The organism is Pseudomonas asiatica, from assembly GCF_040214835.1.
GTDB classification, from domain to species: Bacteria; Pseudomonadota; Gammaproteobacteria; order Pseudomonadales; family Pseudomonadaceae; genus Aquipseudomonas; species Aquipseudomonas putida_Z.
Map to the genome: position 1 here is coordinate 2,368,043 of NZ_CP157874.1, position 18,701 is coordinate 2,386,743.

The 18,701-nt window shown below is 64.2% G+C and carries 18 protein-coding genes; 10 read left to right on the top strand and 8 right to left on the bottom strand.

The window, feature by feature from the left end:
- Positions 1–11 precede the first annotated feature (11 nt).
- Together ABNP31_RS10615 and dapA are read left to right on the top strand one after the other, a co-directional pair.
- Entirely contained in the window at positions 12–164 is a 153-nt protein-coding gene (locus ABNP31_RS10615) for a hypothetical protein (RefSeq protein ID WP_155951624.1), read from the top strand.
- 121 nt (positions 165–285) lie between these two features.
- A complete protein-coding gene (gene dapA, locus ABNP31_RS10620) occupies positions 286–1,152 on the top strand; it encodes a 4-hydroxy-tetrahydrodipicolinate synthase (protein WP_085663337.1) in 867 nt (288 codons plus the stop codon).
- A 151-nt stretch (positions 1,153–1,303) separates the two neighbouring features.
- Here the strand turns inward: dapA and ABNP31_RS10625 are convergent, their stop codons facing one another.
- Positions 1,304–2,980 carry an NAD(P)H dependent flavin oxidoreductase family protein gene (locus tag ABNP31_RS10625; protein WP_139832702.1) on the bottom strand — a complete coding sequence of 559 codons (1,677 nt, stop codon included), beginning with the start codon at positions 2,978–2,980 and terminating at the stop codon, positions 1,304–1,306.
- Positions 2,981–3,058: 78 nt separating this feature from the next.
- On the opposite strand from ABNP31_RS10625, the gene ABNP31_RS10630 reads away from it, so the two are divergent.
- On the top strand, positions 3,059–4,606 hold the full coding sequence (locus ABNP31_RS10630; RefSeq protein ID WP_350013295.1) for a PLP-dependent aminotransferase family protein: 1,548 nt from the start codon (positions 3,059–3,061) through the stop codon (positions 4,604–4,606).
- Positions 4,607–4,843: 237 nt separating this feature from the next.
- Here ABNP31_RS10630 and ABNP31_RS10635 read toward each other — a convergent pair whose 3' ends face one another.
- Positions 4,844–5,242, bottom strand: coding sequence for a tetratricopeptide repeat protein (locus ABNP31_RS10635; protein ID WP_025339589.1), 399 nt, complete (start codon positions 5,240–5,242; stop codon positions 4,844–4,846).
- A gap of 255 nt (positions 5,243–5,497) precedes the next feature.
- Between ABNP31_RS10635 and ABNP31_RS10640 the strand changes: the two genes are divergently transcribed.
- Positions 5,498–7,123 carry a methyl-accepting chemotaxis protein gene (locus tag ABNP31_RS10640; RefSeq protein ID WP_350013296.1) on the top strand — a complete coding sequence of 542 codons (1,626 nt, stop codon included), beginning with the start codon at positions 5,498–5,500 and terminating at the stop codon, positions 7,121–7,123.
- A gap of 226 nt (positions 7,124–7,349) precedes the next feature.
- On the opposite strand, the gene ABNP31_RS10645 is transcribed toward ABNP31_RS10640, so the two are convergent.
- The 4 genes from ABNP31_RS10645 to ABNP31_RS10660 all read right to left on the bottom strand — a co-directional run bounded on the left by ABNP31_RS10645 (position 7,350) and on the right by ABNP31_RS10660 (position 12,097).
- Entirely contained in the window at positions 7,350–7,670 is a 321-nt protein-coding gene (locus tag ABNP31_RS10645) for a hypothetical protein (RefSeq protein WP_350013297.1), read from the bottom strand.
- Positions 7,671–7,815: 145 nt separating this feature from the next.
- Positions 7,816–9,657, bottom strand: a complete 1,842-nt coding sequence (locus ABNP31_RS10650; RefSeq protein ID WP_350013411.1) for a potassium transporter Kup — start codon at positions 9,655–9,657, stop codon at positions 7,816–7,818.
- 166 nt (positions 9,658–9,823) lie between these two features.
- Positions 9,824–11,050 carry an MFS transporter gene (locus ABNP31_RS10655; protein ID WP_075045557.1) on the bottom strand — a complete coding sequence of 409 codons (1,227 nt, stop codon included), beginning with the start codon at positions 11,048–11,050 and terminating at the stop codon, positions 9,824–9,826.
- Between the two features lie 201 nt (positions 11,051–11,251).
- Positions 11,252–12,097 (bottom strand): EamA family transporter, encoded by an 846-nt coding sequence (locus ABNP31_RS10660; RefSeq protein ID WP_238067686.1) that lies wholly within the window; start codon positions 12,095–12,097, stop codon positions 11,252–11,254.
- Between the two features lie 107 nt (positions 12,098–12,204).
- On the opposite strand from ABNP31_RS10660, the gene ABNP31_RS10665 reads away from it, so the two are divergent.
- The gene (locus ABNP31_RS10665) at positions 12,205–12,681 is read left to right on the top strand and encodes an Lrp/AsnC family transcriptional regulator (RefSeq protein WP_025339583.1); all 477 of its coding nucleotides are present in this window, start codon (positions 12,205–12,207) and stop codon (positions 12,679–12,681) included.
- A 77-nt stretch (positions 12,682–12,758) separates the two neighbouring features.
- Here the strand turns inward: ABNP31_RS10665 and ABNP31_RS10670 are convergent, their stop codons facing one another.
- Together ABNP31_RS10670 and ABNP31_RS10675 are read right to left on the bottom strand one after the other, a co-directional pair.
- Positions 12,759–13,634: a universal stress protein gene (locus ABNP31_RS10670; RefSeq protein ID WP_085663343.1), complete on the bottom strand. Its 876-nt coding sequence runs from the start codon at positions 13,632–13,634 to the stop codon at positions 12,759–12,761.
- Between the two features lie 227 nt (positions 13,635–13,861).
- Positions 13,862–14,713, bottom strand: coding sequence for a LysR substrate-binding domain-containing protein (locus ABNP31_RS10675; RefSeq protein WP_238067685.1), 852 nt, complete (start codon positions 14,711–14,713; stop codon positions 13,862–13,864).
- Positions 14,714–14,999: 286 nt separating this feature from the next.
- On the opposite strand from ABNP31_RS10675, the gene ABNP31_RS10680 reads away from it, so the two are divergent.
- From ABNP31_RS10680 to ABNP31_RS10700, 5 genes are read left to right on the top strand one after another with little or no spacing between them, the layout of a single operon-like run.
- Positions 15,000–15,839 (top strand): transporter substrate-binding domain-containing protein, encoded by an 840-nt coding sequence (locus ABNP31_RS10680; RefSeq protein WP_350013298.1) that lies wholly within the window; start codon positions 15,000–15,002, stop codon positions 15,837–15,839.
- Positions 15,839–16,573 (top strand): amino acid ABC transporter permease, encoded by a 735-nt coding sequence (locus ABNP31_RS10685; protein ID WP_085663346.1) that lies wholly within the window; start codon positions 15,839–15,841, stop codon positions 16,571–16,573. Before ABNP31_RS10680 ends, ABNP31_RS10685 begins: the two co-directional genes overlap by 1 nt.
- Positions 16,563–17,243, top strand: coding sequence for an amino acid ABC transporter permease (locus ABNP31_RS10690; RefSeq protein WP_085619419.1), 681 nt, complete (start codon positions 16,563–16,565; stop codon positions 17,241–17,243). The genes ABNP31_RS10685 and ABNP31_RS10690 overlap by 11 nt, the downstream gene beginning before the upstream one ends.
- Positions 17,233–18,051, top strand: coding sequence for an amino acid ABC transporter ATP-binding protein (locus tag ABNP31_RS10695; protein ID WP_085663348.1), 819 nt, complete (start codon positions 17,233–17,235; stop codon positions 18,049–18,051). The genes ABNP31_RS10690 and ABNP31_RS10695 overlap by 11 nt, the downstream gene beginning before the upstream one ends.
- 29 nt (positions 18,052–18,080) lie before the next feature.
- Positions 18,081–18,671 (top strand): cysteine dioxygenase family protein, encoded by a 591-nt coding sequence (locus ABNP31_RS10700; RefSeq protein WP_085619423.1) that lies wholly within the window; start codon positions 18,081–18,083, stop codon positions 18,669–18,671.
- The last annotated feature ends 30 nt before the right edge of the window (positions 18,672–18,701 follow it).

The following is an 18,701-nucleotide window of genomic DNA, read 5'->3' on the forward strand; positions in this document are numbered from 1 at the left end:
GTTGACACCGAGTGCGCCGCGCCACCATTATCCAGCCATATCCACGCAACGGGCTTGCCAGCATGTCCATTTCCAACCACGCCATTTTCGCTTCGGGCTTCATCGCCCAGGCAGGCGCGTGCGTTGCCGTTGCCAAGAAATCCAAGAAACAGCCGCTCATCTGACCGAGGCGCGCTGTCTCGTCAGGTGGGCTGACGAGACAGAAGGCGCCAGGTATCCCTGCCAGACCACTTCGACTCTTCGCCCTGCTGACGCTGACTTTCGGTCAACATCAGGAGTTTTTGCATGTCGAATTTCCGTGGTATCTGGATCGCCCTCGTCACGCCCATGCGCGCCAATGAAATCGACTTCGCCGCCCTGGAAAAGCTGGTGAAGAAGCTGCTGGAAGAGGGTGTGGCCGGTTTTGTGGTATGCGGTACCACGGGCGAGGCAGCGGCGCTGTCCAAGGCCGAGCAACTGGCCGTGCTGGACACTGTGCTGGCCTGGGTGGAGCCGGGCAGGGTGGTGATGGGCCTGTCGGGCTACAACCTGCGCGAGCTGTTGGCCTTCCAGGCTGAAATCCAGCGGCGTGACATTGGCGGACTGCTGGTCCCTGCACCGTGCTACATCCGTCCTTCGCAGGCCGGCATCGAGGCGTTCTTCAGCACCGTGGCGGATGCCGCCAGCGTGCCGGTGATCGTCTACGACATCCCCTACCGCACCGGGGTACGCATCGAGCGTGAAACCCTGCGGCGCATCGTGCGCCACCCTCGCATCGCGGCGGTGAAGGACTGCGGCGGCGACAGCGAGACCACCATGGCCCTGATCCAGGACGGCCACGCCCAGGTGCTGGCCGGTGAGGACATGCAGATCTTCAACAACCTGTGCCTGGGTGGCGCAGGGGCCATTTCGGCTTCGGCGCATGTACGCGCCGACCTGTACGTGCGCATGCTGCAGCAGGTCGACCATGGCGACTGGGTAGCCGCGCGCGGAACGTTCTACCAGTTGCTGCCGTGGATGAAGATGGCCTTTGCCGAGCCCAACCCGGCTGTGGTCAAGGCGGCCTTGCAGCTACAGGGGCTGATGAGCGACGAACTGCGAGAGCCCATGCAGCCGTGCACCGAGATGACCCGGGGCAAGCTGCAAGGCGTGCTGGATTCGCTCGGTGCTTGAGATAGAACGGCACATAACTCATTGAATCAACAGGGCCCCTGTGGGAGCGGCTTTAGCCGCGAACACCGGCGCAGCCGGTGCCATGCAGCGCGTTGGATTCTTCGCGGCTAAAGCCGCTCCCACAGGGTACGCGGATCGCTTGCTTCTGAATCTATGAAAGCGGCCTGGCCTCGCCAATCAGGATGTCTTCGAAAAACGCCCCGACCGGCTCGGTAGGGTGGCACAACTGGATCTCCAGCACCCACACCACTTCGCTCGGGACGATTTCCACCTCGGCCAGTTTGTCCTGCCCATACAGCACATGCGGGAAGTCGGCGATGCGATGCCCGGCCAGGTTGCGCTCCAGCTGCCAGCCTTTTGCCTGGGCACTGCGCTCGGCGAAGTCGTACAGTTCGCGCCCGGTCAGGCCACGGCCCCAGGCCTGGCGGGTTTCGTCGAACACTTCATGCAGTGCCTTGACGCAGGCGTGGTGCAGCTCGTGCTGGCCGAACACGAAGGTGTCGCCATAGTCGCCCTCATAGCCATCCCATACCGGGCCGACATCGACCACGACGATATCCGTGTTACGTAATACACGTTGCAGATCAATGCCTTGGCGCGGCGTGCGCACGGTGTCGTCGCCAAAGCGGATGTAGGTCGGGTGCCAGGTGTGCGATGCGCCCATCGCCTGCAAGGTTTGCGCGGCCATCTCCAGCGCCTGGGCGGTGGTCATGCCGACTTTCAGCTGGCTGGCGATCGCTGTCACGGCCCGTACCGACTGCTCGCGGGCAGCGAGCATGCCGTCCAGCGAGTAGCGCGGGCCGACTTTTTCCAGCTCCGGGTGCAATGGGCTGGCTGTTGAGGCCTCGGGCGCCAGTGCGCCGCTGGCAACGAAAGCCTCCGCGACAAAACGATGGGGCTGCAGGCCTGCTGCGAGGCACCGCTCGCGAACCTGGCTGATCATCGTGGCATTGCCGCAGGCATAGACCTGGGTGTCGGCCCAGCGATGGGCCTGGGCCAGCGCCACCTGCTGCACGCGCTCCCGGTCCGACAGCACCGGGTGCCAGCGAAAGTGAGCGTGTGCACGGCTGGCCTGGTCGAGAAACTCACGGTCATAGAAGTCGGCGTCCGATCTGCCGCCCCAGTACAACGTGACCTCGGCATCACCTGCCAGGGCGGTCAGCAGCAATGGCTTGATGCCGGCGTAACCTGTGCCAGTGGCGAACAGCACCAGGGGCCGCTGGTCCTCGTGCTGCCAGGTGCAGGCACCCACCGGCCCTTCCAGCTTCAAGCTGTCACCTGCTTGCAGGGTTGGCAGCAGGCGTTCGGTAAACAGGCCGCCGCTTACCTTGCGGATGTGAAACACCAGTTGCCCCTGGTCCTGGGCGGGCAGGTTGGCGATGGAAAAACAGCGGCTGTCACCGTTGTCGAGCCGAAAGCGTACGTACTGGCCAGCCCGTACCGCCAACGGCTGTGCAGGCTGCAGCACCAGTTCGATGATATCGGCGCTCAGTTCGCGTTTGCCATGAACCTGCGCGTGGATTTCCAGCGCCTGGGTTTCCAGGGACCAGCCGGGGATTTCCAGGCGCATGTCGCTGCAGGCATGGCTCTGGCACAGCAACATTTCGTCGGCGGCGAGGGGGTAGCAGGGCGCGGGCATGTCTGCCGTCCGCTGCTTGTCCCGATACTGCCCCGACACCACCTTGACCTTGCACGAGCCGCAGGCGCCGCGGCGGCATGAGAAGGGCACCGGCAGGCCGCTGGCGAGCATGGCATCGAGCAGCAGCTCCTGGCTGGCGTCGAAGGTTTTGCCCGAGGGCGACAATTCAATGACGTGGCGGTTCTGCATGGGCACCTCGGGGCAAGTGGAGGTTCGATTGTTGCTATAGTCCAGGACCAGTAGAACCTCCAGTTTCGGTTAATTCACATGGTCCAGCTTCGCAAATGGCAGCCGCTGCTCAAGCTCGACGGGGCGCAGCCGCAGGCTTCGTACAGGCAGATCGTCGAGGGCCTGGTAGCCGCGATCTCCGAGGGCCGCCTGCGCCCTGGCACGCCGTTGCCCGGCACGCGGGAAATGGCGCAGCTGCTGAATGTCAACCGCAAGACGGTGATCCTCGCCTACGAGGAAGCCGAGACCAAAGGCTGGCTGGAAAGCGTGCAACGCCGTGGCACCTTCGTCAGTCGGCAGCTGGCGGCTGGCACCCAGGCCGAGCCCGACGCAGCGCAGCCCTTTGCCCTGGTGCTACAGGAGGAGCCTGCCGTTGCCTACTTCGCGGCCAACGAACAGGCTGCCGCGCAGCAGGACCGGCCGGGTGCGTTGTTCTTCGACAACGGTGCCTGTGACCACCGCCTGCTGCCGCAGACCGTTCTGCACCGTTATTACCGTAATGCCTTGCGCAACAGCTTTGCCGCCAACACCGTGCGCCATGGCAGCGCGTGCAGCAGCCACTCCCTGCGCAGCGCCTTGGCCGACATGCTGCGGCACAATCGCAGCCTGAACGTTGGCGCCGAGCATATCTGCCTGACCCAGGGCGTGCAGATGTCGCTGTACCTGGTGGGCAGCGTGCTGCTCAAGCCCGGTGACGTTGTGCTGGTCGAACGCCTGAGCTATCCGCCCGCGTGGGAGATCTTCCGCCAGCTGGGCGCCCGGCTGGTCACCGTGGACCTGGATGACGAGGGCTGCCGGGTCGAGCAGATCGATGCACTGTGCCGGTTGCACCAGGTGCGCATGCTGTACATCACTCCCCATCACCAGTTCCCGACCACGGTCAGCCTGCCTGCCGGGCGCCGCCAGCAGCTGCTGGAGCTGGCGCGGCAGCATGACTTTTGCGTGGTTGAGGAAGACTACGACCATGAGTACCACTTCGCCGGGCGGCCTTACCTGCCGCTGGCCAGCGACCGTCAGCAGCGGCACGTGATCTACATTGGCTCATTGTCCAAGTCCTTGGGCAGTACGTTCCGTTGCAGTTTCATCGTGGCGCCGGCGGAGGTGGCTGCGGCGCTCGAACGCAGGGCGACACTGACCCTGGGGCAGGGCGATGCGGTGATGCAGCAGATGCTGGCGGACTTGATCAATGATGGCGAGCTGAAAAAGCATTTGCGTCGGGTTGCCCGGGAGTATCGCCGGCGTCGAGAGACCCTGTTGGCTTGCTTGCACGATGCCTTTGGCGAGCAGGTAACCGTGCGCGAGCCGGAAGGTGGGCTGGCGCTGTGGGTGAGGTTTGCTGACGGGATCGATGTGGATCAGTTGGTTGACAAGGCGTTGGAGTTGGACCTGGTGGTACGCAGTGGCCGGCAGTTTTCGCCGTTTGGTCATGCGGAAAATGCCCTGCGCCTCGGTTTCGCCTCGCTGGACATGGAGGAAATCCGGCTGGCTACACAACGTTTGGCGCAAGCAGCGAAGGCGATTGCAACAGCGGTCCAGCGCAATCCCTGTGGGCGATCACCCAGCCCTTTGGGTTGCGCTGTCGAGTAGAAAACTGAATTCGCAAGCGGTCCGCGTACCCTGTGGGAGCGGCTTTAGCCGCGAAGAATCCAACGCGGTGCATGGCACCGGCTGCGCCGGTGTTCGCGGCTAAAGCCGCTCCCACAGGGTCCCTGCTGATGCAATGAGTTATGGGTAGTTCCATGAGAGCTGACTTGCGAGTGATCACCGGCGCAGCCGGTGGCAAAGCAGGTCGATGGTGGCCTGACGCGCAGCGTCTGATCGCCGTCAGTGTGCAGCCGTCGGCAGCATGCCCGAGCCCTGGGCCTTGTGCGCGGCTTCTATCAGCTGCAGGTTGCGGCTGCGCAGTGCGTGATTGTTGCCAACACGCAGGTTGGAGCGAAGCGCCAGGGTTTCGGCCTGTTCATACTGCCCTTGCTGAAGGCGCAAAACGCCAAGGTAGTGCAGCGTTGCCGGGTTGTTCGGCTGAATGTGCAGCGCACGCTCCAGGGTGGCCGCCGCCTGGTCCAGTTGGCCGTCGGCATACTGTTGCGAGGCGGTTTCGATCAGCACCGTCGAGGCATTGTTGCTGCGTGCGGGCGCGTAGCGTTCGCCGGCCAGTGCGCCCTGTGCCGTGATTGCGCTGAACAACAGGAGCAGGGCTGACAGAACAGGTGTGCTGGGCATCGGCGGTAGACTCGGCAGGGCTTGGGCAAGCCCCTGGCTGGAGGGCGAGGGGATGCTATCGACCGAATTGGAGCGTTGAAGTTCCCGCCTGGGCGATTTGTTGCCTGTTGCCCGGTCTTTGCCTCGACAACATCTGTTCGGTTACCGCCCATAACCGCACTCCGGCGCCTCAAGCCTGGGGCAGTACCTCCGATAGCAGCACACCCACCGTCGAATCATCGACCAGAAGTGGTGCCAACAAGGAGTACTGCCCGCATGCTTGCCAACCTGAAGATCCGCACCGGAATGTTCTGGGTGCTGTCGCTGTTCAGCGTGACCCTGCTGTTTTCCACCGTCAGTGCCTGGCGGGCGGCGGTGGGCAGTGACCAGCAGATCACCGAACTGGACCAGACCGCGCACCAGTCGGACCGGTTGAACAATGCGTTGCTGATGGCGATTCGCGCCAGTGCCAATGTGTCCTCGGGCTTCATCGAGCAGCTGGGTGGTCATGAGGAAAGCGCCAACAAGCGCATGGCGCTGTCGGTCGAGCTGAACGACAAGAGCCAGAAGCTGGTGGACGAGTTTGTCGAAAACGCCCGCGAGCCTGCGTTGCACGCACTGGCAACCGCGCTGCAGGCCACCTATGGCGAGTATGCCACGGCGGTCGCCGGGCAGCGTGAGGCAACCCGTCAACGTTCGCTCGAGCAGTATTTCAAGGTCAACACCGACGCCGGCAACGCCATGGGCCGGCTGCAGGCGCTGCGCCAGCAACTGGTCGGCGCATTGAGTGAGCGAGGTCAGCAGATCATGCTGGAATCCGACCGGCGCCTGGCGCGTGCGCAAATGCTGAGCCTGGGGCTGCTGGGCATGACGCTGTTGTTGGCGGCGCTGTGCTGGGCCTTTGTTGCCCAGCGCGTGCTGCACCCGCTGCGCGAAGCTGGCCGGCACTTCCAGCGCATTGCCGGTGGCGACCTGAGCGTGCCGGTGCAGGGGCAGGGCGGTAACGAGATCGGGCAGCTGTTCCATGAACTTGAACGCATGCAGCAGAGCCAGCGCGACACCCTGGGGCAGATCAGCAGCTGCGCCAGGCAACTGGACGCAGCCGCCACGGCGCTGAATACCGTCACCGAGGAAAGTGCCAACAACCTGCGCCAGCAGGGCCAGGAGCTGGAGCAGGCCGCCACCGCCGTCACCGAAATGACCACGGCCGTGGAGGAGGTTGCGCGCAATGCCATCACCACCTCGCAGACCACCAGCGAATCCAACCAGCTGGCAGCGCAAAGCCGCCGGCAAGTCAGCGACAACATCGACGGCACCGAGGCCATGACTCGGGAGATCCAGGCCAGCAGCGCGCATCTGCAGCAACTGGTCGGGCAGGTGCGGGACATCGGCAAGGTGCTGGAGGTGATTCGCTCGGTGTCCGAGCAAACCAACCTGCTGGCGCTCAATGCCGCCATCGAGGCCGCCCGTGCGGGCGAGGCCGGGCGCGGTTTTGCGGTGGTGGCGGATGAGGTGCGTACGCTGGCGTACCGCACGCAACAGTCGACCCAGGAAATCGAGCAGATGATCGGGCGCGTGCAGGCGGGAACCGAAGCGGCCGTGGCCTCGATGCAGGCCAGTACCAGCCGCGCCCAGTCGACGCTGGACGTGACCCTGGCTTCGGGGCAGGTGCTGGAGGGTATCTACAGTGCGATCGGCGAGATCAACGAGCGTAACCTGGTGATTGCCAGCGCAGCCGAAGAGCAGGCCCAGGTGGCGCGAGAGGTGGACCGCAACCTGCTGAACATTCGCGAGTTGTCGACATCCTCGGCAGCGGGGGCGCAGCAGACCAGTGAGGCAAGCAAGGCGTTGTCGGGGTTGGTGGGGGAGATGACGGCGTTGGTGGGGCGGTTCAGGGTTTGAGGTCTGGCGGGCACCAGGCTGTGGGAGCGGGCGCGCCCGCGAACACCGGCGTAGCCGGTGCCATCAACCGCGTCGCCTGCTTCGCGGGTAAACCCGCTCCCACAGGGACCCCACCAGCCGAAGGAATGTGCTGTACCTGTGGGAGCGGGCGAGCCCGCGAACACCGGCGTAGCCGGTGCCATCAACCGCATCGCCCGGTTCGAGGGCACGCCATGTGCGCTTTCAGTTATCGATCATGCTTCGAAGAGGAGCGCCCGACCTTGTTGTGTTCCTTGGAATGGGCAATGCCGGACCGGGTAGTGCCACGGCCGTTGTCATCATTGCGCAGGCTTCCATAGTGATTGCCGCTCTCGCCATGGTTGCGGGTGGCCTTGCCGGCATGATCACTCTCGTAGCCGGCGCCATTACCGTTGAACCCACCTTTGCCGCCGCCATTGCCATTACCTTTGGCATATGCGGAACCAATCGGCGAGATATCGGCAGGCAACAATGCAGTTGCGCCGAGCGCCAGGGCACAGGTAAAGACGGCTACCAGGGTTTTTTTCATGTTTGTTCGCCTCCAGAAGGCGCAGGGGGGAGCTTGAGTGCGGATACGACATAAGGTTGCTTTTTAAGTTCCGCAGTGCGCAGCCGTTCGATGAAGCGGCTGCCAGGCCCTTTCAGTACCTGGCAGCCTCAAGCTTCATGACTGTTCAGATCTCGACCTGAGTGCCAAGCTCGATCACCCGGTTCAGCGGCAGCTTGAAGTACTTCAGGTTGCTGTTGGCATTCTTCAGCAGGAAGGCAAACAGGTGCTCCCGCCAGCGGGCCATGCCCATCTGCCTGCCTGCAATGACCGTCTCCCGGCTGAGGAAATAAGTGGTGCGCATGGGGCCGAACTCAAGGTCCGCACGTTGGCAGCGGCTTAGCGCCAACGGTACGTCGGGTTCCTCCATGAAGCCGAAATGCAGGCTCACGCGGAAGAAACCATCACCAAACGCCTCGACCTCAAAGCGCTTGCCGGCGCTGACCCGTGGCTCGTCCTCGAACACGACGGTCAACAGCACCACCTGTTCATGCAGTACCTGGTTATGCAGCAGGTTGTGCAGCAAGGCGTGAGGCACCGCCTCGGGCCTGGCGGACAGGAATACGGCAGTACCGCCCACGCGGTGAGGCGGCTGGGCCTTGAGGCTGGTAATGAACAGGTCCAGCGGCAGCGAACTTTCGTCCAGTCGCTCGACGATCATCCGTCGCCCGCGCTTCCAGGTAGTCATCAGGGTGAACAGTGCCAGGCCGGCAATCACCGGAAATGCACCGCCCTGGAGGATCTTCGGCGCATTGGCGGCGAAATACAGGCTGTCGACCAGCAGGAACGCCAGCAGCATCGGCACCGCCAGCCAGTGTGGTGCCTTCCACAGCAACAGCACCACTGCCGAGGCCAGCAGCGTGGTGATCAGCATGGTCCCGGTCACGGCTACGCCGTAGGCTGCCGCAAGCGCCCCGGACGACTCGAAGCCGACCACCAGCAGCACCACGCCAACCATCAGTGCCCAGTTCACCATGCCGATGTAGATCTGCCCCTGTTCCTCGCTGGAGGTGTGCTGGATGAACATGCGCGGTACGTAACCCAGCTGGATGGCCTGGCGCGTCAACGAGAACGCACCGGAGATCACGGCCTGGGAGGCGATGATGGTGGCCAGCGTGGCAAGCCCGACCATGGGCAGCAGGGCCCATTCGGGCGCCAGCAGGTAAAACGGGTTGCGCACTGCCTGCGGGTCGCCGAGGATCAGCGCGCCCTGGCCGAAGTAGTTCAGCACCAGGCCGGGCAGCACCAGCAAGAACCAGGCCCGGGCAATGGGTTTGCGGCCGAAGTGCCCCATGTCGGCGTAGAGTGCTTCGGCGCCGGTCAGTGCCAGCACCACCGCGCCCAGAATCGCCACCCCCATGCCCGGGTGCAGCACGAAGAACTTCACCGCCCAGAGCGGGTTGAGTGCCTGCAGCACCTCCGGGCGCTGGACGATGCCGTGCAGGCCCAGCGCACCCAGTACGATGAACCACAGCACCATGATCGGCCCGAAGAGGATGCCGATGCGCGCGGTGCCGTGCTTCTGGATCAGGAAAAGCGCCACCAGCACCACCACCGACAGCGGCACGACCCAATGTTCGATACCGTCGAAGGCCAGTTGCAGGCCCTCGACGGCCGATAGCACGGAGATCGCCGGGGTGATCATGCTGTCGCCGTAGAACAGCGCGGCGCCGAACAAGCCGAGCAGCACCAGTATCCTGCCCAGGCGCTGGTAGGGCGCCGCCGCCCGATGCGCCAAGGCGGTCAGGGCCATGATGCCACCTTCGCCCTGGTTGTCGGCACGCAGGATGAACAGTACGTACTTGAGCGACACCACCCAGAGCAACGACCAGAACACCAGTGACAGCACACCCAGTACGCCGGCGGTGTTGGCCTGCACGCCGTAGTGCCCGGCGAACACTTCCTTGAGGGTGTACAGCGGGCTGGTGCCGATGTCGCCATACACCACGCCGACAGCGGCGACGAGCATGCCGATGGGGTTGGACTTGCCGGGAACGGATTGATTTGCGATGACGGTGGACTGGCTCACGAAGGGCTTCTCTGGACTGGCGGGTAGAAATGCATGCCATCCCTGAGCATCGCGCGCCCAGTATTCCTTCTGTCTGTCGGCTCAGCCGTAAAAAGAGCGTAAAAAATCAGCCAGGTTGCGCCGCCAGGCTGTTGCTGACATTACGCCCCAGCACCAGCACCGTAGCGAAACCGCAGCCCACCAGGGCCGTGGCCAGGCTCAGCAGCACCGAGCTGCCCAGCTGGTCGACGATCCGCCCGCCGAAGAACGAACCCAGCGCAATGATCACCTGGAACATGGCGACGAACAGCGGCATGCCGCGTTCGACATCCTTGGGCGCGACGACGAACATCCAGATACTGGCGCAGGCCGGGAACGCGCCGAAGGCGAAGCCCCACAACCCGATCAGCATCGCTGCGCCGGTCATGCCGGTGGCGAAATGAGGGAACAGGGCAGTGCTGGTGCCGATCATCAACGCTACCAGCAGCAGGGTGTGACGTACGCTGCGGTTGGCGGCGAAACCGGCGAAGATATTGCCGAATACCCCGGCCACGCCATAAAGCAGCAGCAACGAGCCAATGGTCGGCCCATCGAAGCCGGAGCTTTGTTTGAAGAAGGGCGCGACATAGGTGTACGCGGCAAAGTGCGCCAGGCCGATCAGCAACACGGCGATCAGGCCAACCCGCGCCTGTGGGTTGATGAACAGGGCCGGCAGGTCGCTGATGCGAATGGCCTTGTCCGGGTTGAGCCGCGGGAGCAACAGGATCTGCGCCAGCAGCACCGGTACGCCCAGTAACGCGGTTACCAGAAAGGTCATGCGCCAGCCCATCAGGCCGCTCAACCAGGTGCCTACCGGCACGCCCAGCACGGTGGCCAGGGTTACACCGACCATGATGATCGAGGTGGCCTGGGCTACGCCGACGCCCTTGGGCGCCAGGCGGCCGCTGAGGGCAATGGCCGTCGCCCAGAAGCCGCCGATACTCACGCCCAGCAGCACGCGGCCGAACAGCAGCAGGTTGAAGTCACTGGCGTAGGCCACCACCGCGTTGGCGATGATCATGATCAGCGTCAGGCCGATCAGCAGGTAGCGACGGTCCAGGGCGCCAATGCCCACCGACAGTAGCGGGGCGGCGAGGGCGGCCATGATGCCGGGCAGGGTGACCATCAGGCCGGCGTGGCCTGCACTGATGCCAAGGTCGCTGGCGACATCGTTGAGTACACCCACCGGCAGGAATTCGCTGGTCACCAGGGCGAAGGCGCCGACGGCGACCGAAAGGATTGCCAGCCACTGCTGGCTGACGCTTTGTTGATCATGTTCGGGGAGGCCGCTAGGGGCCTGGCTGGCACTTGGCATGGTATTGGATTCCAAGAGATGGATGTCGCCTGAAGCAGGCGCAAGGAGCGGGGGAAATTTGCTGGCGATTATAGGGGGCGCTTTTGCCAGGCCAACATGCGGGTCGCTCGATAGTAATCATCAGCGCAATCGATGAAACGCCTTGCGCAGAGCGCCCGCTGTTGGAGGCGGAGTAATGCTGCAGGTTCCGCAAGCAAGCTTTCAGCGGCGCTGGCCAACCAGCGCAGCGCCTGCGCAGGCCAGGGCAATCGCTGCAATGCCCAGCCACTGGAGCAGCGTCAGCACCTCGTTGAGGATCAGCCAGCCGGCTATGGCCCCGGCGGCGGGGGAAGCGCTGAGCAGCACGCCAAAGATGCTCGGTGGCAGGTGCCGCATCGCATACATGTCGAGCAGGAAGGGCACGGTGCTGGAGAGCAGGGCGACGCCCAGGCCTACCGTGAGCACCCAGGGCGCCAGCAGGTCGGTACCTGCCTGGTCAACGCCTAAGGGTACACCCAGCAACGCTGCGAACAACATCCCGGTGGCGACCGCCTGCTTGCCGTGAACCGCCACCTTGCTGCCGAGCATCACATACAGCCCCCAGGCCAGTGCAGCGGCGAGCGAGTACAACACCCCGCGCAGGTCCAGGCCATGGCTATCCGTACCCCAGGGCAGCAAGGTGAGGCCGGCGACCGACAAGGCGATCCAGAGCAGGTCGATTCGGCGTCGGGAAGACAACAAGGCAGCCCCCAGAGGGCCGATCACCTCGATGGACACCGCGATACCAACCGGGATGTAGAGAAATGCCCGATAGATAAGCAGATTCATCAGCCCCATCATCACGCCGTAGCCCAGCAGGTGAAGCATGTTCGCCTGCTGCCAGATGCGCCAGGGCCGCAACACGGCCAGCAGGATCACGGCTGACAGGCCTAGGCGCAGCGCGGCCACGCCCTCGGGGCCGACCAGTGGGAACAGGGTCTTGGCCAAGGCAGCACCGGTCTGCACAGACACCAGGGCGGCGATGGCAGCGCCGACAGGAGCGAATGCTCCAACACTTTTCGAGTCCACGCTCGTCTCCAGCGACATACGAGACGCAATTTTAGGGCTCGGCGTTCGAAGGAATTGCTGTGAAAATAGCCCCCTGATGAGCGAACTGCTTTCTTTGGAACCCGAAAATGAGTGACTCCACCAGCCGCCCGCTTGACGGCTTCGATCATGCGATTCTGCGGCTGCTTCAGCGCGACAACAAAACCTCCCAGCGAGCGATTGCCGAGGAAATCGGCCTGTCCACGCCTGCTGTACAGCGGCGTATCGCCCAGATGGAGGCAAGCGAGGTGATCGTCGCCAACGCTGCGGTGATCGCCCCGGAGAGTGTCGGCCAGATGATTACCGCCATTGTCGAATCGCGCTTGCGGGACGACCGATCCCTGGTGATGGACCGCGCCAAGCGGTACTTCGCCAATGTCGAGGAGATACAGCAGTGTTACTTCGTCAACGGCGGGGTTTCGTTCATCATCGTCATGCTTGCCCGTGATGTGGCGCATTTCGAAAAGCTGGTCAGGCTGCATTTTGCGGATAACGAGGACATCCTGACCTACCGAACGCTGATTGTTCTGGACAAGGTCAAGGTCGGGTTGTCTGTTCCGGTCTGACCCGCGAAGCAGGCGCCGCGGTGGATAGCGCGGGCTTCGGTGGAGGACACGCAAGCGTCCTCCACAACACCTGCATCCTATGGCGACACCAGCACATCGCATTGGGATTCGTTCAGCACATGCTTGGTTACACTGCCTATCAGCAGCTCTTCAAGCGCGCTTTCCCCTTGCTTGCCAACCACGATCAGGTCGCATTCCAGCTCTTGTTCCTGCTCGGCAATCCGCCAGCCAGGGTCGCCATGCACCACGATCTGCCGAGCATCTGCCACTCCGGCGGTTTCGCTCAAGGCCGCGAGCTGCTTCACCGCATCCTTGCGGATGACATTGCGGTAGTGTGCAAGCGTGTCATGGTCGATGTGGGCGAAGCGCATGCTGCCTTCGAACGGCGCTTCGTACACATGCAACAGAATGATCTCGGCCTGTGGGGCAATGGCTTTTGCCAGTTCGATGGAGCGCAGTGATGAAGGCGAAAAATCAACTGCAACCAGCAAGGTCCGGTAGGCATCGCGTGGCGCCTGTTTGACCACCAGTAAAGGGCAGGGCATGCGGTTCAGCATCTTCTGCACAGTGGAGCCCAGCAGCAGGCGCCGCGCCACGCTCTGGCCCTTCGCCCCGCACACCAGCAGGTCGCTGCGTTTATCCTGCACCACACGGGTGATCTCCGTGGTCACCGAGCCGTGCGCGACCTGCACGCCAGCGGCGATGTCATGGCGCTGGAACAGCATTGCAGCCAGTGCGCGAATTTTTTCGCCTGCGGTGTCCAGCACGCGTTTCAGCAGGTCGTCACCCGGTGCCACCAGCTGTTTCAGGCGCTCGAAGGGGGCCGGGTTGGCAACGTACAGCAGGTCCAGCGATGCCTGTTGCTCCTTGCTCAGGTACGCAGCGCGTTCTGCCGCGTTGCGGGCAGAAGTGGACAGGTCGGTGGCTACCAGTATGTGGTTCAGCGGGCTCATGTGGGGCTCCTTGTCCAAAGCCGCGCACAGTGATCGATGGCGATGGCCTTGAGCACAATGCGCATGGCGGTTTTCGATTCGTTCCTTGCTGACAGCCATCGTCTCGCGAACCGAGGCCGGCGGCTTGATATGCGTCAATGGAGTGAAGGACCGAGCTCGAACTGACCACTGCTCCGCACCACCTCAACGCCAGCGGGCTGCCTATGAATTAGCCAGGGCGACGCGCATCACAACCCCACGCTGGCGCGCACCATCGCATAGGCCTGGCGCACCAGCGGGTTCACGGTGTTGGCCCGCACCCACAGGTAGTAGGTCACGTCGGGCAGTGTCGGCAGGCCATCGCTTTGCCCTAGCACGCGCATGTCGGGGCCGACCATTTCCTGGCTGCGTGCGGTAATGCCCAGGCCCGCGCGCACCGCCGCCTTGACGCCGATCAGGTTGGATGCCAGATAGGCCTGGCGCCAGGCGATGCCGGCTTGCTCCAGCGCCTCCAGCGCCAGCTTGCGGTACAGGCTGGGTTCGTCCACCAGCACCAGCGGCAGGGGCTCCCCCGGCAGGTGCTGATAGTGCGCCGCGCATATCCACCACACCGGCGAGGTGCGCAACGCAAAGCCTTCCAGGCCCGGCGCGGTGCGGGTCGAGATGACCATGTCGACCTTGCCGCGCTGCAGGTCTTCCATCAGGAACGGGCTGCGGCCAACGTCGATCTCCAGGCGCAGGTTGGGCGCCGAGCGGGCGATGTGGCTGAGCAGTGGCGGCAGGATGGTGTCGGCGATGTCGTGGGGCGAGCCGATCCGCAGCACGCCGCTGGGGCCGTCCTGGCGCAGGCCGGCGAGGGCCTCGTCGTTGAGCGTGAGCATCTGCCGGGCATGGCGCAACAGCTGGCGGCCGGCATCGGTCAGGGACTTGTGGCGACCTTGCTTGCGCAACAGCGGCACGCCCACCTGCTGCTCCAGGCGCTGCATGTGCTGGGTCACCGAAGCCTGGGTGCGGCCCAGGTTACGGCCGGCCTCGGCGAAGCTTGAGTGGTCGGCGATGGCGACAAAGGTGCGGAGCAGGTCGAGGTCGAGGGCGCTCATGGGGTCGGCCGGGTAGGGAGGTGGGGCGGGGCGCGGTGCTTTCCCGCTGTTTTACATTACTGATGGTCGGTTAAAGATAATGAATCTTTATCTGTTGGTCGATTGGATATCACCGCTCGATAGGGATTCTCCAGCAATTACGGTGCTTATGCCCGTTTTGCAAGTTTTCTGGATGCGCTGCGTTATAACGATAGGCAATATTTGAATTTCCCCTCGCCCCTGCAACTTCCTAGGATGCGCCCTCATTGGCCGGGTGTTCCGGCTGCCGGGATGAGGAGCCCCCACCATGTCGCTGTCCACCTTTGCCCGTCGCGGGCTGTTCGCATCGTTGCTGGCCACCGCTACCCTGGCCACCAGCGGCCTGGCCCAGGCCGATGCCACCCTGGACAAGATCCAGCAGCGGCACAAGCTGGCCGTGGGTGTGGTGCTTTCCGGTGGCCCGTTCGGTGCCATCGACCCGGCCACCCGCGAGCCGATCGGTTTCAGCGTCGACCTGGCCCGTGACCTGGCACGCCAGCTGGGCGTGGCGGTCGATCTGGTCGCCGTGCAACCGGCCAACCGCGTGCAGTTTCTGCAGCAGGGCAAGGTCGACCTGCTGATCGCCAACATGGAATGGACCCCCGAGCGTGACAAGCTGTTGGGCCACGTGCCCACGCCGTTCTACCGTGTCGGCGGCACCGCAGCATTGGTCAAGGACAGCCCGATCAAGACCTGGGCCGACCTCAAGGGCCAGCCGGTGTGCACCAGCCAGGGCAGCAGCTACACCCAGGCGCTGGTGGAACTGGGCGCCGACCTCAAGGCTTTCAAGACCTCCGCCGAATCGCTGCTGGCCCTGCGTGGCAACAACTGCGTGGCCGCGGTGCACGATGCCACGCTGATCAACCCGCTGCTGGCCAAGGGCGGCGAGTGGGGCGCCTACCGCGCCCTGGCTCCCGAGCTCAATCCGGCGCCATCGGTGATCTGGACGCGCCTGGGCGAGACCGACACCCAGCAGCGCCTGGACCCATTCGTCAAGCAATGGCACCGCAGCGGCTGGCTGATCGAACGTGAGCAGGCCAACCACATCACCCCGGCCTCGCCTGCGCTGGTGGAGCTGCGCACCAAGCTGCAGGGCGAAGGCGCCTGATGAGCGAGGCTCTGCACTGGCTGGTCGGGCAGCTCGCCCGAGTTGGCCTGAACTACAACTTCCTGTTCGACGGCTACGCCAGCGGCAAGCTGCTGGAAGGTGCGCTGACCACGCTCTGGCTGTGCCTGTTCAGCATCGCCGGCAGCCTGCTGGTCGGCGTGCTGCTGGCGGCGGCGCTCACCGCCAGGAGCCGCTGGCTGGCCTGGCCGGCGCGGGCCTTCATCGAGGTCACGCGCAACACGCCGACGCTGGTGCAGCTGTACTGCGCGTTCCTGGTGCTGAACATGCTCATCAGCCAGAGCCTGGGCAATGCCAACCCGATGACACCCTTTGCCTGGGTGGTGCTGGTGATTGCCCTGCACAAGGGCGCCTTCCATGCCGAGGCTTTGCGCGCCGGCATCGAGGCGGTGCCGACGGTGACCCTGGAGGCGGCCAGCTCGTTGGCCTTCAGCCGTCGCCAGCAACTGCTGCAGGTGCAACTACCGTTGGCCGTGCGTTTCGCCCTGCCGGCGCTGGTCAACAACCTGATCGACCTGGTGAAGATGACTGCCGTGGCCTCGGCGATTGCCGTCAACGACATCACCTACGCCTCGATCATGATCTGGACCCAGGGCGACAACGTCATCGAACTGATGATCCTGATCCTGGCTTTCTTCGGCCTGCTCAGCTTCGCCGTCAACTGTGCCGGTCGCGCCCTGGAAGCGCGCCTGAGGATGCCTGGCTATGGCCACTGAGAACCTCGCCGCGCTGTGGCATTGGTCACCGACCCTGGGCGCAGGCCTGTTGCAGAACATTCAGATCAGCGTCGGCGCCATTGCCCTGGGCACGCTGCTGGGCTTGTTGCTGGGCATCCTGTTGCTGTCGCCGGTAGCGCCGCTGCGCGGCATCGCGCGCCTGTGGGTGCAGGTGTTTCGCAATGCGCCGTGGCTGGTATTGATCTACTTCACCTCGTACGTGTTCCCTTTCGATATCCAGGTTGCCGGCACCTGGCTGGCCTTCCCCGACTGGCTGAAGGTCACCATCGGCCTGGCGCTGCCGGCCAGTGCCAATGTTGCCGAAATCTTCCGTGGTGCAGTCGCCTCGATCCCGGCCACCCAGTGGGAGGCTGCGCGCTCGCTGGCCTTCAGCCGCGCGCAGATCTTCCGGTCGATCATCCTGCCGCAGTGCCTGCGACGCATGCTGCCGCCGTGGATGAACCTGTATGCGGTGGTGACCATGGGCACCGCCCTGGCTTCGCTGGTGGGCGTGCACGACCTGATCGACAGCGCGCAGATTGCCGCCAATACCGTCAACCGCAGCGGCTTCACCGTGCTGGTGTACTTCAGCGTGCTGGCGCTGTTCTTCGCCTACTGTTACCCGATTGCCCGCCTGACCCAACGCCTGGAGCGTCGCTATGCCTTCTGAACCCTTGATCCAGCTGCGTGACGTGCACCTGGCCTTCGCCGACAACCCGGTGCTGCGCGGTATCGACCTCGATGTGCAGGCCGGCCAGGCGGTGTCGATCATTGGCCCGTCGGGTTCGGGGAAGTCGACCATCCTGCGCTGCATGACCGGCCTGTTGCGGCCGCAGCAGGGCAGCATCCGTATCGGCGGTACCCAGGTCGAGCGCTTGCGGGGCGAGGCCGAGCTGATTGCGCTGCGCAAGCAGGTGGGCTTCGTTTTCCAGCAGTACAACCTGTTTCCGCACCTGAGCGTGCTGGACAATCTGCTGATCGCCCCGACCAAGGTACTCGGTCGCCAGCGTGGCGAAGCTCGCGATCTGGCCCTGGCGCTGCTCGACAAGGTACGCCTGGGCCACAAGGCCGCGGCGTTTCCGGGCGAACTGTCGGGTGGGCAGCAGCAGCGCGTGGCCATCGCTCGCGCCCTGGCGATGCGGCCCAGGTTGATCCTGTTCGACGAAGTGACCTCGGCGCTGGACCCGGAGATGGTCGGCGAAGTGCTGGCGGTGATCCGCGAGCTGACCGAGGAGGGCATGACCTGTGTGCTGGTTACCCATGAAATGCGCTTTGCCGAAGAGATCAGCGACCGGGTGTATTTCACCGAGCATGGCCGCATCGTCGAGCACGGCAGCGCCGAACAGCTGTTCCGCGCCCCGCAGCACGAACGTACCCGCGCTTTCCTGCAGCATGCGCTGGGCGAGGGCGGGCAGCGTCCGAGCCGCCCGGCGCCCGATGTATTCAGCAACCTGGGGCGCTACAGCCTCAGCGTTTGATTTCCGCTAGCGAAGAAGAGAGACCGAGCATGTCCCGTGATTCCGTGATCCAGCCGTTCCTGGCGCAAGTGCGCGCCATCCATGCGCGGGGCGTCGATCGCGCCGCGCTGCAGCAGATCGTCGTTTTGCTCGAAGGGCTGGCCGAGTGCCGCGAGCTGTTCAACTTCGAGCGCTTTCCGGCGCCGGATGCTGCGAGTGGCGAGACCCAGTTCCGCTATCGCCTGAACGACGACGGCGAGTCGCCGACCTTGTATGTCAACTCGCTACTGCCGGGCAAGGCGACCTTGCCGCACAACCACGAGACCTGGGCAATCATCGTTGCTGTCGAGGGGCAGGAACTGAACCGGGTGTACCGCCGCGAGGATGACGGCAGCGACCCGGCCCGTGCCCGCCTGGCGCTGGAGCGCGAGATCGTGGTGCAACCGGGGACCTCGGTGGCCTTCCTGGGCGAGGACCTGCATGGCATTCGCGTCGAAGGCGATAAACCGACCTTGCACTTCCACCTTTATGGCCGGCCGCTGGAGTCGCTGGAAAACCGCTATGGGGTCAAGGACGACGGCAGCGTGGTGAACTACAACAAGTCACAGATGGCGCCTTCGATCGAGGCTTATGGCCTTTGATGTGTGCGGCCTGTGCCGGCCCTTTCGCGG

Bases quoted from the DNA above. Each gene is read 5' to 3' on its own strand.
- dapA (WP_085663337.1), top strand. From the start codon at position 286: ATGTCGAATTTCCGTGGTATCTGGATCGCCCTCGTCACGCCCATGCGC.
- ABNP31_RS10625 (WP_139832702.1), bottom strand. From the start codon at position 2,980: ATGCAGAACCGCCACGTCATTGAATTGTCGCCCTCGGGCAAAACCTTC.
- ABNP31_RS10630 (WP_350013295.1), top strand. From the start codon at position 3,059: ATGGTCCAGCTTCGCAAATGGCAGCCGCTGCTCAAGCTCGACGGGGCG.
- ABNP31_RS10635 (WP_025339589.1), bottom strand. From the start codon at position 5,242: ATGCCCAGCACACCTGTTCTGTCAGCCCTGCTCCTGTTGTTCAGCGCA.
- ABNP31_RS10640 (WP_350013296.1), top strand. From the start codon at position 5,498: ATGCTTGCCAACCTGAAGATCCGCACCGGAATGTTCTGGGTGCTGTCG.
- ABNP31_RS10645 (WP_350013297.1), bottom strand. From the start codon at position 7,670: ATGAAAAAAACCCTGGTAGCCGTCTTTACCTGTGCCCTGGCGCTCGGC.
- ABNP31_RS10650 (WP_350013411.1), bottom strand. From the start codon at position 9,657: ATGCTCGTCGCCGCTGTCGGCGTGGTGTATGGCGACATCGGCACCAGC.
- ABNP31_RS10655 (WP_075045557.1), bottom strand. From the start codon at position 11,050: ATGCCAAGTGCCAGCCAGGCCCCTAGCGGCCTCCCCGAACATGATCAA.
- ABNP31_RS10665 (WP_025339583.1), top strand. From the start codon at position 12,205: ATGAGTGACTCCACCAGCCGCCCGCTTGACGGCTTCGATCATGCGATT.
- ABNP31_RS10670 (WP_085663343.1), bottom strand. From the start codon at position 13,634: ATGAGCCCGCTGAACCACATACTGGTAGCCACCGACCTGTCCACTTCT.
- ABNP31_RS10675 (WP_238067685.1), bottom strand. From the start codon at position 14,713: ATGAGCGCCCTCGACCTCGACCTGCTCCGCACCTTTGTCGCCATCGCC.
- ABNP31_RS10680 (WP_350013298.1), top strand. From the start codon at position 15,000: ATGTCGCTGTCCACCTTTGCCCGTCGCGGGCTGTTCGCATCGTTGCTG.
- ABNP31_RS10685 (WP_085663346.1), top strand. From the start codon at position 15,839: ATGAGCGAGGCTCTGCACTGGCTGGTCGGGCAGCTCGCCCGAGTTGGC.
- ABNP31_RS10690 (WP_085619419.1), top strand. From the start codon at position 16,563: ATGGCCACTGAGAACCTCGCCGCGCTGTGGCATTGGTCACCGACCCTG.
- ABNP31_RS10695 (WP_085663348.1), top strand. From the start codon at position 17,233: ATGCCTTCTGAACCCTTGATCCAGCTGCGTGACGTGCACCTGGCCTTC.
- ABNP31_RS10700 (WP_085619423.1), top strand. From the start codon at position 18,081: ATGTCCCGTGATTCCGTGATCCAGCCGTTCCTGGCGCAAGTGCGCGCC.